Here is a 14,784-nt window from a genome sequence, read left to right as displayed (position 1 = left end):
CGCTCAGTTCTTTGCGCGCGCAACACGCAGTTCGATCCGCGAATCGTCCGGCGGCGCGACGTCCTGTGTCACGCGCAAACCGGTCGCACCGACACTGTCGAACCAGCCCTGATACGCGCCTTCGAGGAAGGCGGAAGACCATGCGAGACAGCCGTCGCCGAACGCGCGCAACGGCGCGGCGTAATGAACGATGCGCAGGAAATCGTGCTCGTCGGACAGTTCGGCGTAACCCCACTGGATGTCGCGCCAGCGGGCATTCAATGCATCCGCGAGATCGTCCGTCGACTCGCAAGGGCCAAGTGGATGCGCGGCTGCGAAGCGCATGCCGATGCGCGCCATCAATTGCCTCAACTCGTCCCGATCGAGCTGATCGGTGAATTCACCGGCCAATGCCTCCAGGAAGCCGCGCCATTGGATCGACACATGGCGCTCGAGTAGATGCTCCAACATTCCCTGCATGGACGACGAATCCCCGGTGAAAGACAATTATCGGCGTGGCCGCATCGTGTGCTTCGCGTGCGGACATCGTGGCAACAGCGTTTTTGCGCATCGTAGCGAATCCAATTAGACGAATGGGATTCGATACCTAGCCGAAAAACGCCAAACTATCGGCCACCGCCGACAATTGACGGGTGTGGCCACGGCTGCAGCCGAGCTGCGATCGGTGGCGGACATGCAAGCCGGTATACGGCCAGGCTCGTGCGCGGCGCGACGCATGAAACGTTGGAAAGGTCGCCGTATCAGGCCCGGCCGGGCGAGGATTCCGCGCGGAATTCGCAGAACAGTTCGCGACGCTCGGCGAGTTCGTCGATCTGTGCCGGCGTCAATGCGGCGACGATCGCAGCCGTCTCGTCCGACATGCCCAGTTGTTGTTTCGCCGCTTCGCGATCCGCTTGCAGCAAGCGCTGGGCAAGCGTCAGATACGAACGGTTGAATTCCGCAATCGCGTCGAAGATGTCGTCCTGTTCGGGCATGGGCGTTCCTGATTTTGGACGGCGATTGCATTCAGCCGGCCGCAGGGCGCGTATTGGCAATACGCGGAGTTTTGGGCATGCACTCTACGTGTCGCGTATGGCAACGAGCGGACAAAACCTAGCGGTAATCCGCCATATCGCGGGTTGCTCGTATTTGCGTTCGTGAAAGCGCGACACGACGGACCGGCGGCATGCGGTTCGGCAAAGTCACGTGGCGATCGCCGGTCCACCCAAATGCTTGCCGGAGCGCGGCGCCGCCGGCAGATGCCTGCTATGCAGCCCGTATCACGCGCTCGCGCCAGAAATCGCCGCGGGCGCCGAAAATCTTGCTGCACCATTTGGTGCCGTCCCAATACACGGGAAAGCCGTACGGATGTCCCGGCCATCGGCCCTCACACCACATCGGTTCCGCGGGAGGATCGGTGCATGGAAGCCAGACACCGGCCCAGCCGGTGCGCTGCCGTTGTTCGGATATCGTCATGGTGCCTATGGTCGAATGCGTCATGGTGACTCCACTTTCATCCATCTCTTTGGCAATTGCGTTTCAACGCTAAATATATTTTGTTCGGTCCTTGTTCTTTCTTCGCATATAGCGGGACCGTGGCGCGCTTTCGTCCATACATGCCGCAACTCGAGACGACGCCAGCGTTGCCGTCTAAGGCTGCGATCCGCGGTCGACCAGCGCTTCGATCTCGGCTGGTGTCAGCGCGATGATCCGTGACGCGATCTGATTCGAGATGCCCAACTCGCGTGCCGCGACCTCGCAATCGATCTTCAACATCTGCTGCATCAGTTCGAGATAGGCAGGATCGAGTGCGCCCAACGCCCGGCAAATATCATCCTCTTCCGTCATCACGCTCTCCTAAAGACATGCCCGTGAACGCGATGCATCGGCACACACTCGCATCTGCAAAATCCGACCGGGTTCCGGGCTTTCGCTTCGAACCGTATCCCAACCAGGCGAACGCCTGTCGACAAACGACAGCCGTCATCCGCTATATAACGCCGAGCCGGCCATTTGCACACTGTTTCAAAATAATTCTTGCGCCAACGTATGGTTTCGCAATCAACCTGTCGGATTCGTCCAAGATTCAGTCGCCGCTTTATTTCCGAACACATTAGGATTTCCCGAATCGCACGTGCGCGGCCAGGCAATTGCGTCCTGTGCGACTACGAATCTCTTGTTGCGTCCGGACACCGACATCGCACCTCGACGTTGTCTGCTCTTCATTCCGAACTCATGGAATTACCACTATGTTGAAAGTGACGAAAGCCGTCTTTCCGGTCGCCGGCCTGGGCACGCGGTTCCTGCCGGCCACCAAGGCCAGTCCCAAGGAAATGCTGCCGGTCGTGGACAAACCATTGATCCAGTATGCGGTCGAGGAAGCGATCGAAGCGGGCATCACGGAGATGATCTTCGTGACCGGACGCAGCAAGCGCGCGATCGAGGATCATTTCGACAAGTCGTACGAGATCGAGGCGGAGCTCGAGGCACGCGGCAAGGACAAGCTGCTGTCGCTGGTGCGCAGCATCAAGCCGAGCCATGTCGACTGCTTTTACGTACGCCAGGCCGAAGCGCTCGGGCTCGGTCATGCCGTGCTGTGCGCGGAGAAACTCGTCGGCGACAATCCGTTCGCGGTGATCCTCGCCGACGATTTGCTCGATGGCCCGAAGCCGGTGTTACGCCAGATGATCGACGTCTTCGATCACTATCACGCGTCGGTCATCGGGGTCGAGGAAATCGCTCCTGAAGATTCGAAATCCTATGGCGTGATCGACGGCAAGCGCTGGGAAGACGATCTCTTCAAGCTGTCCGGCATCGTCGAGAAGCCCGAACCGGCGAATGCGCCGTCGAACTTCGGTGTCGTCGGTCGTTACGTGTTGAAACCGAAGATTTTCGAGCATCTCCGCGGGCTCAAACCCGGCGCGGGCGGCGAATTGCAACTGACCGACGCGATCCAGTCGCTGCTCACCGATGAACAGGTGCTCGCGTATCGCTACGACGGCACGCGCTTCGATTGCGGCAGCAAGCTCGGGTACCTGAAGGCGACGATCGAGTTCGCGCTGCGGCATCCGGAGGTTGCGGCGGACTTCGAGCGGTATTTGCTTGCGCGGATGTCGGAACAGCTGGTCGTCTGATGCCGATCGTGCGCCGCGGTGACGCGCGGCGCATCGCGTTGCCGGCTTCTCATCCCACGAGCGATCGATAACTCCGTTTCGTCCAGCGAGGACCGGACATGTGGCTCGCTATCGGCAACCTCGGTGACGCGGCGCTGACGCTGCCGCTTGCCGCCATCTGTTTCGTGTGGCTCACTCGCTCGATGTATGGCTGGCGCATTGCGTTGTCGTGGGTCGTGCTGCTTGCCGTCGCGATGCTCGCCGTCGGACTGACGAAAGTTCTCTATGCCGGATGCGGGTTGCAGATCCGGTCGATGAACTTCCGCATGATCAGCGGGCACACGATGCTTGCCGCGACAGTCTGGCCGATGGCGTGCCTGCTGATGCTGCACGACGGGTGGGACGTTCGCCCTGGCCCGGCGCTGTTGCCGGGGCTCGTCCTCGCCGCGACGATCGGCGTTGCACGCGTACGCGACGATGCACATAGCGCGTCCGAGGTGATCGCGGGTTGGATGCTCGGCACGCTCGTTACCGTCGTGTTGCTGAAACGATGGACGGACGCACCGATCCTGCCGCCGGCATTGCGTCCGCTCGCCGTGGTTTCAACGCTTGCCGTGTCCGCCCTCGCCTACGGATATCACGCACCGATTCAGGCGGCGATCGAGATGTATTCGCCGCTGGTTTGCACGCGTCTTTTCTGACGACTGTCTGCCGCATCGGGTAATGCTGCCCGCGGTGTGCAATCTCGCCCACGATTCACACGGCTGCCGCCGACAATTGGCGGCACCGATCAACATTCTGTCGGACTCGCACGATAAGCATTACCGACAATGCGCTTATAACGCACCGCACCATTTTTATCTTTCGCTGGGAGCCGATGAAGATCCTCGTATACGGCATCAACTACGCGCCCGAGCTGACCGGCATCGGCAAGTACACCGCGGAGATGGCGGAAACACTCGTCGAAAAAGGCCACACCGTGCGCGTCGTGTGCGCACCGCCGTACTACCCCGAATGGCGGCTCGCCAGCGGCTACTCGGCGCTGAGCTACTCGACCGAACGCCGCAGCGGCGTCGCGCTTTGGCGCGCACCGTTGTGGGTTCCGTCGCGACCGAGCGGTGCGCGCCGCATCGCGCATCTCGCGAGCTTCGCGCTTTCGAGCTTCCCCGTCATGCTGCGGCATGCGTTCTGGCGGCCCGACGTCGTCGTGTGCATCGCGCCAAGCCTGCTGAACGCGCCAGCCGGCTGGCTCGTCGCACGGTTGACCGGCGCCCACGCGTGGATCCATATCCAGGATTACGAGGTCGATGCGGCGTTCAGCCTCGGAATGCTCAAGGGATCTCTGCTGAAGCGCGCCGTGCTTGCCATCGAGCGTACGCTGCTAAAGCGCTTCGATACCGTGTCGACGATCTCCGGGAAGATGGTCGAGCACGCGCTGCGCAAGGGAATTCATTCAAGCAAGCTCGTGCATTTCTCGAACTGGGCCGACACCCACTCGATCTATCCGCTCAAACGGCCGAGCGAGCTGCGAACGGCGTTGTACATCTCTCCCGCCGCGACGGTAGTGCTCTATTCCGGCAACATGGGTGCCAAGCAAGGGCTGGATATTCTCGCCGACGCGGCCCAACGACTCGTATCGCGCGACAATCTGGTGTTCGTCTTCTGCGGCAACGGGCCCGCGCGCGCCGAGCTGCTCATGCGCTGCGGCGGCCTCAGGAACTGCCGCTTCATCGAGCTGCAGCCTATCGGCCTGCTCAACGAACTGCTGAATGTGGCCGACATTCACGTCCTCCCGCAACGCGCCGACGCTGCCGACCTCGTCATGCCGTCGAAGCTGACCGGGATGTTCGCGAGCGGGCGGCCCGTGATCGCGATGGCGAGCCCGGGGACGGAGCTGCATGACGTGGTCGCGCCGCGCGGGATCGTCGTGCCGCCGGGCGATTCCGAAACGCTTGCATCGAGTATCGACGCGCTCGCCGCCAATGCGGCCGAGCGCACTCGCCTGGGACAGGCCGGGCGCAGATTCGCCGAGGCCGTCCTGTCGCGTGACGCGGTGTTGAGCGATTTCGACACCAGGTTGCGCGCATTGCGTCCCGAGCCGTCCAATGCCGACGTGTCAGGCGCACGGCATCCGGATTTTTGAACCCGCAATCGATTCCTCTCCATACGGCAACATGAAAATCACCATCATCGGTACCGGTTACGTAGGCCTCGTGACGGGCGCATGCCTTGCCGAAATCGGCAACGACGTGTTTTGCGTCGACGTCGATCAACGCAAGATCGACATCCTGAACGGCGGCGGCGTACCGATTCACGAACCCGGCTTGAAAGAGCTGATCGATCGCAATCGTGCGAGCCGCCGGCTGCAGTTCTCGACCGACATCGAAGCCAGCGTCGCGCACGGCGACATCCAGTTCATCGCGGTCGGCACGCCGCCCGACGAGGATGGCTCCGCCGATCTGCAGTACGTGCTCGCCGCCGCGCGCAATATCGGACGGTATATGAGCGGGCCGAAGGTGGTGGTCGACAAGTCGACCGTTCCGGTCGGCACCGCGCTGCACGTGCGCGATGCGATCGCAACCGAGCTGACCCGCCGCGGCCTGCGCCACGAATTCTCGGTGGTGTCGAATCCGGAGTTCCTGAAGGAAGGCGCGGCCGTCGACGATTTCATGCGGCCCGATCGTATCGTGATCGGCACCGACGCCGACGAGGCCGGCGAGCATGCACGCGAACAGATGAAGCGGCTGTATGCGCCGTTCAACCGCAATCACGAGCGTACGCGCTACATGGACGTGCGCTCGGCGGAATTCACCAAGTATGCGGCGAATGCGATGCTGGCCACGCGGATCTCGTTCATGAACGAGCTCGCGAATCTTGCTGATCGCGTCGGCGCGGATATCGAAGCCGTGCGCCGGGGGATTGGGTCGGATCCGCGGATCGGGTATGACTTCCTTTACGCCGGCGTGGGTTACGGCGGTTCGTGTTTTCCAAAGGATGTGCGAGCGCTGGTGCAAACCGCTGCCGAGTACGGGCAGTCGCTGCGCATTCTGGAAGCCGTCGAGGCGGTCAACGATGCGCAGAAGAAGGTGCTGCTCGAGAAGATCTCGGAACGCTTCGGGGACGATCTGTCGGGACTCACGTTCGGGGTGTGGGGGCTTGCGTTCAAGCCCAATACCGATGATATGCGTGAAGCGCCGAGCCGTGAGCTCGTGGTTGGGCTTCTGAAGCGTGGTGCGAACGTGCGTGCTTATGATCCTGTTGCGACGGATGAGGCGCGGCGCGTGCTTGCGCTCGATCTCAGCGACGATCCGGCTGCACATTCGCGGCTCCAGTTCGTGACGACGTCGGAAGAAGCTGCGGCAGGGGCCGATGCGCTCGTGATCGTCACGGAGTGGAAGGTGTTCAAGAGCCCGAATTTTGCGGCGCTCGTCGAATTGCTCAGCGAGCCGGTGATTTTCGATGGGCGGAATCTTTATGAGCCGGAGACGATGCGGGAGTTGGGGGTCGAGTATTACAGTATTGGGCGGGCGGGTGTGGGGGGAGTGTCTGAGGCAGTTAGGACGCTGAGCGTGGCGAGGGCGTGAACGTGCAACTTCTTGGCTTGGGGTCTACCTCCCGACCTCGAGCCAACAACTGAAGTGAACTCCGTTCAGGAAACTTAAGAATAGCGGTTTTGGATATAAAGTCGGACACTGTGTGCAGTGCACCATGCAGATAGCCCACTTGCCCATAAGGTCCTGTTGCCAGCATGACCTATATAATTAAATGTTTATAAATTCAATGAATAAATCCCCGCCACCCACCCATTCTAACCTAACAAAAAATTTCGCGGAGCATCGAATCATGAAGGTTAGTGTAGCAGTTTGCGGTCGCTTCCACTTCCACAACTACATTGAAAATCTAGATAAATCTGGAATTCTAGATACATTTTATTACTCCCACAAAATACATAATTCCGCGTTCTCGCTGGCGCGCGGCCGCGCTGTCAATATTTGGGCAAAGGAATATGCCGTCCGAGCACATGCGAAAATGCTAAAGGGACGGTTGAATGACTTGCTCTATCCGGCATATCACGATCTTTGGCAACTTGGAGTACGTCTGAATTGGCGGCCGACTCAAGTGCTACACGTCATGGCGCACGGTACATCGCGACAAGTTGTCAAGGCCGCAAAACGCGAAGGCTCGATCATAATCGGTGAGGTTGTCAATACACATCCAATTTATCGTGACAACATTCTCACCATGGAGGAGAACAAGCGAGGGCTTCCACACGTCAACAGAATTAATCGACAGCAAAAGAGGTTGATCGAAGAGCTAGAAATGTACGATTGCGTACTCGCGCCATCAGCGATCGTACGAGATTCATTCATTCAGCAAGGGATATCGGCAAGCAAAATAAAATTGATCCCATATGCTGCCAATGTGAAAAGATTTCACCCATTAAATCAACGCGAAAACTCGAAAGATCGCTTCGATATATTGTGCGTTGGACAAATCAACTTGCGAAAAGGCCAGCTTTACCTCCTGGAGGCCGTCAAGCAACTCAATAACAAGCGCTTTCATGTCACTCTGATCGGAAAAATTGATCCTCAGATCAAATTCTTACTGGAGCCATATCGACATCTCTTCACGCACATTCCACACGTTGATAACGCACAACTCAACGAGCACTATAATTCGGCCGATCTCTTCGTGCTGCCCTCCCTTGAAGAAGGTTTGGCGGTAGTGCTATGCGAAGCTTTGGCTACAGGACTTCCCATCGTCGCAACACGCGAATCCGGGGCTGCGGAGATCATCGAACATAACCGTAGTGGCAAAATCATTCCGGCCGCTTCCACCACCGAACTGGCCAACGCAATAGACGAGATGGCTAGCGCACCTGAAAGGCTTATGGAATTTTCTCGTCAGGCAAGCCTCGCCGCCACCGATACTCATAACTGGAACCAATACGTTGAAAAACTGGTCGGCGTTTACTCCGAGTGCCTAGGATAGAGAAGCAGCGAATCACGATGCGCAGGCCTTCTGCGTCAAAATTATACTAAATCTAGATTTTTGCAGTATTGTCGACGAAGTGAAAGTCGCAGTCCACGCATCTATTGATGCATTGAGTCGATACATCACTTAACAGGTTGCTGAAATACCGTTTTCGGTGGTGCTGAAAAGCTATTTTCAGGAGTAGTCTACTCCATCAGCATATACAGAAGTGTCAGGGCTACGGCGGCCATGTAACAGGCCGTTGAAGTAGCCCCGCTGATCCGTCGCGATATAGCCACAACCCGAGACCGAGACCCAAGACTGCATGTAAGGCACCGATAGCTACAACGAATCCCTATTCAGCACCGTGAGGTTGGAGGAATTCGTACCGCAAACGCACTAACGACTGCGATGCGCGATCTGTTGCAGGAGCAGTGGCAGGAATACCGCTCCATTGAGGCACGTCTTTTGCAATTACGCCGCCAGATCGAAGCAATCGCAGGGGCCGACGATGTCGCCACACGATTGATCTCGATACCGGGTATCGCGCATCTGACCGCAACCGCGATTACTGCCTTCGCAGGTACCGGTACGCAGTTCAAATCCGGCCGCCATTTCGCTGCCTGGCTAGGCCTTGTTCCCGGTGAATTCTCCACCGGAGGCAAGCAGCACTTGCTCGGGATCACCAAGCGAGGCAATCCATATCTGCGCAAGCTGTTGATTCACGGTGCCCGAGCGTGCGTGCTGCATCTCGATCGGACCAAGGATCATCTCGGGCTCTGGATCTCGGAGATGGAGGCGAAGGGCATACACCGCAACAAGGTCATCGTCGCACTGGCCAACAAGCTCGCGCGTATCGCGTGGACCATTCTCACGCGACGAGGAACGTTTTATCTTCGGCAGCCGCAAGCACAGTAGGCTGCCGATCACCCGTCAAGGTTTGCAGACGTGCAATTGATGACGAAACAGCGCACCGGCGTTCGGTAAGCCCGGGACAAAAAAACGGCCTTCGAGGTCAGTCCACTTATTGGGAACCGAGCGCGCATATCCCATCATGGCCTTGCCGCCAAAAGCGGTTGACTCGCGAGAGGCCGGATACATTTACGCAAACTGTCTCGTCGGAGAACGCCCGCTTGCAAAGCCGGGGCGGACCATACATTTTTTGCGTTGATCTCTCTCATCACGTCCAGTTCGAGATCTCGCTCGGCCAGCATCTTCTTCAGCCGCGCATTCTCTTGCTAGAGCTGCTTGAGCCGCTTCACGTCTGCAGCTTCCAGCCCGCCGAAATGCTGCCGCCAGTTGTAAATGGTCCGCTCGCTGATCCCATGCGTCTTCGCAACCTCAGCGACCGGCGCCTTGTCCGCCTCGCGCAGGATGGTGACCATCTGTTCTTCGGTAAATCGGCTCTTCTTCATGACTTCCTTTCTCCGTTGGAAGCCATTCTCTCAAGTTTCAACTGGTCCGAAAATTCCAGGGCAGGTCAGGTGCCGACAAGGCGTACAACACGCGCGGTTTCGTGAAGGCGTGCCGTGAGTACAACGTGACGCCGCAATGGCACGCAACACGACGCGCACCGGCGGAAGCGCACTCGATGGTCGGACTACGCGGCATCTTGGTTACGGGCTGAGCCAGCGTCAGCGGAAATGCATCGAGCAGTGCTTTGGCTGGGGCAAACGGATCGGGCCGATCCGGCAGGTGATGGTGGGGGGCCTGGAGAAAGTCGATCAGTTGCTCACGCTGACGATGAGGCCTACAACCTGACACGACTGCGTACGTTGGGATTCGTACGTCCGCAGGACGCGTGATACAGGAAATCGGGTGGGAAATGTGCTCGCCAGTCGGGCTCCGTTGCCGATTCCGATTCCGAAGTGGGATTCGGTGCACCGAAACAAAATCGTGAAGCCGCCGAACGAATTCATGCCATTTGCGGAAGAAAACTGAATCCGGTCGATGGACATTTCAACGGCCTGTTTGGGCTGGCGCTAGCTTTACTGAGACGGACAACAAAAATGCGCCGTCCAAAAAAAAAGAAAAATCTATTGCCGCTCCATTTCGATTGCCATGCTTTCTCTCCGGGGCGCCCCTCCGATTGAGCGGAATGATTGGAGCGCTTGTGGAAAGTACAAGCGACTATACGAGGCTAACATTAGTCCAAACGCCAACCCATAAATAAGCCCGCCGTACCGCGGCCCGAGCGGATTTCCACCAATCGTAGAGACAATCATTCCCACAATGACCATCAAATATCGCCCCAGTGAATCGAGGTGCTCTTCGTTATGTGGAATCCTGTTGACACGTCTATATTTTAAAGTGCACATAAAACATGCCAGCAGAATTGCTACTGGTAATGCTACGCCAAAGGCGATTCCTCCAGAGAAAAGCTGATATACCCAAAAATTGTGCCCCGCTTCCCATGCCCCCCTGTTCTTGAGGATGTCTTCAGAGAAAGCGCGCGTCGCCAGAAGGTCATAAAAGTATGTTTCAGAAAAGTGGAATTCGTGACCGTAGCCCATCCCGAATACTAAATTCTGTGCGTCTGACGTGACCTGATCATACTGATCCTCGATCTCGGCAAGTCGGGACAGCGTCGTCGGGTCTTTCCCGTTCGAGGTTGTTTCAGAAAAGAAAATCCGTTGCGACCAATGCTCCAAAACAGAGGGCGAAATTATCCAAGTGACTCCACCGACAAAAATCGCCGCAAATATGGTTATGGCAGTCGTTCGTATTAGTAATTTCGCTAGGTGAGGAAGTGAGCGCGAAGCAAGCCAAGTGGAAAAACAAAAAATGACTATCGTTCCCAGTATTATACTTCGAGTGATGCTCAGCAATTCCACGACAAGTGTGGCGATGAAGACGATTACGTCAATTCTAGTAGCCGACCGTTTTGCGACGATATCGTAAAGAAGAAAGCCCTGCAACCCAAGTAGCACGGGCGAGATAATCTTGAAACGAGCATCCAAAACTGATCCAGCGGATACCGCCCCGTACGTAAAGCTGAAAATTAACGACAGCGCCATACCTACAAAAATGACGCGACGAAAAAGCCTCAGTCTGTCATCAGCCCAAGGGTGGCAACCAATATAGAATCCAATCATGAACAGCAAGAATGCAAGGAGCACGCGCAGATAATTTCCTGGGTCGTTGCTTTGGAGGATCTGCGGGACAACACTTCCGGCCACCGTTAGGGTTACGGCGATAGTTGCGAACGACCTTAACGCGGAAGACTTGCGGAAGCGGGGGCCGCTAAGTGCGAGCAGAAGGCCCGACAACAACGCCGGAACCACAAGTACGATCTGGGCCGCATGTCCACCGCCATCATCACTCTTAAAATCGAACGCTAGCGGAACAATGCAAAAGAGCATTAGGATGGGGATGTACTTAATTCGCATTCTGTCCTTTACAGATTCGACGTTGGATCATGGCAGCGCTTCGTAGCGCGTCATGATCCATCCGTTTGCACCCACGGCGTTTCTGCGCCACACGAAACGCATAGAAAACTTGTCGCTCTTCGCAACGAAAATCGTCTTTTGTCCAGATCGAATGGTCAGAGTGTTGTTGCCATTGACGGCTCCGTAAAGCCGCACCTCGTAGTACAAGCCTCCAAACATTTTATTTGCTGCAGACGGTAATTCGAGTGTACGAGGCTCGCTAAATTCGCTCTCAAATGACATGATATTCGGGTCGCCCAGCGATACGGAGAAATCACGGTCTCCAATGTTTTGCGTGGCGCGATCATTCTTGAATTGGTCGATTGTCAGTGCATCGCCCGTCGGGGTGGACACGTTATCGCAAATTTGCCACGGGTGGTTGTCAAGCGTCATGCTGTGAATACGCATTTGACCTTTCGCCCCTCCGATTACAAACACGTTGCCACCAAAATCAGTCGCCCCCGCCACCAGCGTGTTCAGGTCGAACGACCCTGTTGGACCGCCGACGCCGGTGGAAAAGATTGTCAGTGGGCCGTCCTGCGGATGCAGAACCATCGCGTTCCCACCGATGTTGAATTGATCGATTTTGATGTGCGAACCGGTTGCAATGCTTAGCAGGCTTCCTACCTTTCGATAGATTCCGTTCTCAAGCTTCATTGCGCCGATCGAGCAGACCGAGCCAGCTTGTATCGACATGAGCTGTGCGCCGCGTTGCGCTGCGATAAATTCAATTGTGTCAATAACCCAGTTGTATCCCTTAATATCTTTGAAGACTGGGCCGACCATTTTATGACAATCAACAAACAGGCGGCCCCACTTGTTATTGGGTACCGCATTCTTGCAGCCAGTCCACTGCATTGCGCCACCGCTAAGTCCACCGGCAAAGACAAGTCCATCCCATTGGCCGCCCCATGGACCACCTACGCCGGGTTTCACGCTTATGGCAAAGGAGCCGCGAGAAAATCTAAGGTTCGTCAATGAAAATTCGCAAACCATCTGCGAGAACAATATTGGGTTCGCACTTTCATTGGAAGCCGGCTGTTCATTAGCATAGTCGAACTCGATGTTCGATATACGCCAAGAGTGCGTCAGCGGTGTGGGGCCAGTGGCGCCAATGTTGAAAATTGGAACGTTATCTGCTTTCTGGATGATCTTCGTCCCGCCAACAATGTCACCATCGATCGCCCATGAATAGCCGGCCGGTATATCTAAAGAGGTGGAAATCAGATAGGTCCGGGATCCCAGTGTGCCGCGCTTTTTGTTCGCGACAATGTAGTTGATCCACTGCTGTAATGCGGCGGTGTCGTCGGTTTTTCCGTCTCCACGAGCTTGGAAGCGCGCAGCACCGAATTCCTCGGTAATCGGTGAAAGTTGTCCTGCAGCAACCATATCAGCACTTTTCGCACCTGACGCAGCAAGCCCGGCGCCAGCAACCAAGGCCTTAATGGCAAGGCGACGACTCGTTTTCATGGAGTGGCTACTCGGTAGCTAATTGGGAGTTGATCGTACCAAGGTTGACCGGCCAACCTGGTTTATTGGCGGATTAGTACTGCAGTCTGTCGTCGTCGGCCAAGATCACCAGTCTTTGCCGGAGGTGGGCGCCTGCAGTTTGGCCGGAGACGGCGGATTGGGTTACCGCCCGTCAGCCATAGCTATGGTTAGATCGGTTTCAGGCAGTTCCTGCAGCAGCTGCCACTCGATTGAGCCGGCGTCGGCGCACAAACTCGGCTCGCAGAGAATTGAGGGGGCGGTCGAGCCACGTTGTAATGGCGAGCGAAATCGCATAGGTCGCCGCCAGTACGGGAAGGGTGAGCAAACCCCGTACAAGGTGGCCGTGCTGGTTGATGCCCGGAAGGTAGTGCTGCACGAACACAAGTGGAATCCAATGAAAGAGGTAAAGGGAGTAGGACCAGTCGGACATTAACCGGTCGATATTACCTCCGTGACGGCTTACCGAATGCAGCGCGAATGGTAAAGCAAGAGTCCCCAGAAGCACATTTAGAGCAGGATTGAACGCAGACATGGCACCCGGATGTGCTCCCGTAAACATCACCGGCCTGAGGGCTGGCACGATCGCAAATAGACCTAAAGCGCCGCAAAACAAGCCTGCTGACGCTTTGGCTATTACAGAACTCGGCCGCAGGGCTGGCATTCTTGCGCAGGCGATTCCTGCAAGAAAAAAGGGCAAAGTGCACCCGATGGAGCGCGCTTTCCATATGGCTGCCGAGACCAAGGCTAACGCAATGATCGCGAGTGCAGTGAGCACTGGACGGCGGGGGAACACAGCGATCAGTATCGGCGCAATTATGTAGAACTGCATTTCGACGTCGAGCGACCATGCAGGCCCCAGCGGTCCGGTATGTAGCGCGCTGTAGCCCAAGAGGATGAAGCTCGGAATAATACTGTTTGGCTCGATTGGATCGAATGGTATCACCGGCGAAACGATGCCAGGGGCTCTTAATAGCAAGAACAGTGCGAGCATGCTGCAGAGCAGAAAGACCGGGGCGATCCGCCAGACCCGTGAGATTAGGTAAGTCACGTAGGGTGATCGGGTTTTTGAATACTTCCTGGACCACATCTCGCTGACCCAATATCCACTGAGCGCAAAGAACAGATATACGGAAGCCACGCCAATATTCGCACTAGTGAAGTGCGAAGCCACGACGATTGTCGCCAATAGAAATCGGAACGCTCCTGGGCTCACTGCGGACTTCTCCCATAAATAGTTTTTCGACAGATTCTGTCAGCGCCGTCTCATCTGACGTTTGCACCGGCTCTATCGTCGAAATCGTACTTCATATGGAATGCGATCGAGCGCCATCAAACTGGCTCGATCAGACTACTCCGGTGATGTGCTGGTGCAGGGCGGCCTTTGGAACCGGAGATTTGGCCCGATTTTACCGCCCAGATTTTGTGAACTGTCAGCGAAGATGCAACAGGTTTACGTCCATATGGCGTATTGGGGCCCTGAAGATATCAGTCGCTAATTTGGAAAGCCAAATATTTTGCAAGCTGCATCGGCTCCTCAAAGTAGAGGAAGATCAGAATGCTCAGTCCGATCCCAATCAAAATTATGATCCTGGATTTGCCCCTGTATCTCCGGACACGCGCCAGAACGAACTCATCAATGTTGCGAATCAGGTGTTCGACAGATGTCCGTAATGATGCCATCTGCGAAGACCCTGCCCTCCCACATCTGGATTTCTTTCCCGACTGCCAGAAGTGGGGCAACCAGGGCGAAGGACAGAAACTTTACCGGTACATCGTGTTCGTGACCAAGTTCGAGAGCT

General features: G+C 56.5%; 13 protein-coding genes and 2 pseudogenes. 7 read left to right on the top strand and 8 right to left on the bottom strand.

Annotation, left to right across the window (positions count from 1 at the left end):
* Positions 1 to 3: 3 nt before the first annotated feature.
* From bcsD to NQV17_RS24290, 4 genes are all read right to left on the bottom strand, one after another.
* A complete protein-coding gene (gene bcsD, locus NQV17_RS24305; protein WP_257774177.1) occupies positions 4 to 459 on the bottom strand; it encodes a cellulose biosynthesis protein BcsD in 456 nt (151 codons plus the stop codon).
* 281 nt (positions 460 to 740) lie between these two features.
* Positions 741 to 974, bottom strand: a complete 234-nt coding sequence (locus NQV17_RS24300; protein ID WP_124668008.1) for a flagellar transcriptional regulator FlhD — start codon at positions 972 to 974, stop codon at positions 741 to 743.
* A 271-nt stretch (positions 975 to 1,245) separates the two neighbouring features.
* On the bottom strand, positions 1,246 to 1,479 hold the full coding sequence (locus NQV17_RS24295) for a hypothetical protein (RefSeq protein WP_257774176.1): 234 nt from the start codon (positions 1,477 to 1,479) through the stop codon (positions 1,246 to 1,248).
* A gap of 150 nt (positions 1,480 to 1,629) precedes the next feature.
* Positions 1,630 to 1,827, bottom strand: a complete 198-nt coding sequence (locus tag NQV17_RS24290; protein WP_257774175.1) for a flagellar transcriptional regulator FlhD — start codon at positions 1,825 to 1,827, stop codon at positions 1,630 to 1,632.
* A 401-nt stretch (positions 1,828 to 2,228) separates the two neighbouring features.
* Here NQV17_RS24290 and galU point away from each other — a divergent pair, with 401 nt between their 5' ends.
* The 6 genes from galU to NQV17_RS24260 all read left to right on the top strand — a co-directional run bounded on the left by galU (position 2,229) and on the right by NQV17_RS24260 (position 8,984).
* On the top strand, positions 2,229 to 3,113 hold the full coding sequence (gene galU / locus NQV17_RS24285; protein WP_044846964.1) for a UTP--glucose-1-phosphate uridylyltransferase GalU: 885 nt from the start codon (positions 2,229 to 2,231) through the stop codon (positions 3,111 to 3,113).
* A 98-nt stretch (positions 3,114 to 3,211) separates the two neighbouring features.
* Positions 3,212 to 3,793 carry a phosphatase PAP2 family protein gene (locus NQV17_RS24280; protein WP_257774174.1) on the top strand — a complete coding sequence of 194 codons (582 nt, stop codon included), beginning with the start codon at positions 3,212 to 3,214 and terminating at the stop codon, positions 3,791 to 3,793.
* Between the two features lie 176 nt (positions 3,794 to 3,969).
* Positions 3,970 to 5,235 (top strand): glycosyltransferase WbuB, encoded by a 1,266-nt coding sequence (locus NQV17_RS24275; RefSeq protein WP_257774173.1) that lies wholly within the window; start codon positions 3,970 to 3,972, stop codon positions 5,233 to 5,235.
* Positions 5,236 to 5,266: 31 nt separating this feature from the next.
* Entirely contained in the window at positions 5,267 to 6,676 is a 1,410-nt protein-coding gene (locus tag NQV17_RS24270; protein WP_257774172.1) for a UDP-glucose/GDP-mannose dehydrogenase family protein, read from the top strand.
* Positions 6,677 to 6,935: 259 nt separating this feature from the next.
* On the top strand, positions 6,936 to 8,084 hold the full coding sequence (locus tag NQV17_RS24265; RefSeq protein ID WP_257774171.1) for a glycosyltransferase family 4 protein: 1,149 nt from the start codon (positions 6,936 to 6,938) through the stop codon (positions 8,082 to 8,084).
* 393 nt (positions 8,085 to 8,477) lie between these two features.
* On the top strand, positions 8,478 to 8,984 hold the full coding sequence (locus NQV17_RS24260; protein WP_257774170.1) for an IS110 family transposase: 507 nt from the start codon (positions 8,478 to 8,480) through the stop codon (positions 8,982 to 8,984).
* 221 nt (positions 8,985 to 9,205) lie between these two features.
* Here the strand turns inward: NQV17_RS24260 and NQV17_RS24255 are convergent.
* Positions 9,206 to 9,481, bottom strand: a pseudogene (locus tag NQV17_RS24255) (transposase); the annotation flags it as partial.
* Positions 9,482 to 9,549: 68 nt separating this feature from the next.
* Between NQV17_RS24255 and NQV17_RS24250 the strand changes: the two are divergent.
* Positions 9,550 to 9,871 (top strand): annotated as a pseudogene (locus tag NQV17_RS24250) (IS5/IS1182 family transposase); the annotation flags it as partial.
* Between the two features lie 231 nt (positions 9,872 to 10,102).
* On the opposite strand, the gene NQV17_RS24245 reads toward NQV17_RS24250, so the two are convergent.
* From NQV17_RS24245 to NQV17_RS24235, 3 genes are all read right to left on the bottom strand, one after another.
* A complete protein-coding gene (locus tag NQV17_RS24245) occupies positions 10,103 to 11,455 on the bottom strand; it encodes an O-antigen ligase (protein ID WP_257774169.1) in 1,353 nt (450 codons plus the stop codon).
* 27 nt (positions 11,456 to 11,482) lie between these two features.
* Entirely contained in the window at positions 11,483 to 12,964 is a 1,482-nt protein-coding gene (locus tag NQV17_RS24240) for a hypothetical protein (RefSeq protein ID WP_257774168.1), read from the bottom strand.
* A 199-nt stretch (positions 12,965 to 13,163) separates the two neighbouring features.
* Positions 13,164 to 14,198, bottom strand: a complete 1,035-nt coding sequence (locus NQV17_RS24235) for an acyltransferase (protein WP_257774167.1) — start codon at positions 14,196 to 14,198, stop codon at positions 13,164 to 13,166.
* Positions 14,199 to 14,784: the final 586 nt, after the last annotated feature.

Source organism: Burkholderia sp. SCN-KJ (assembly GCF_024656005.1).
Lineage (GTDB): Bacteria > Pseudomonadota > Gammaproteobacteria > Burkholderiales > Burkholderiaceae > Burkholderia.
Note: the sequence above shows the minus strand (reverse complement) of the source record. Positions and strands in the feature narration are given on the sequence as shown.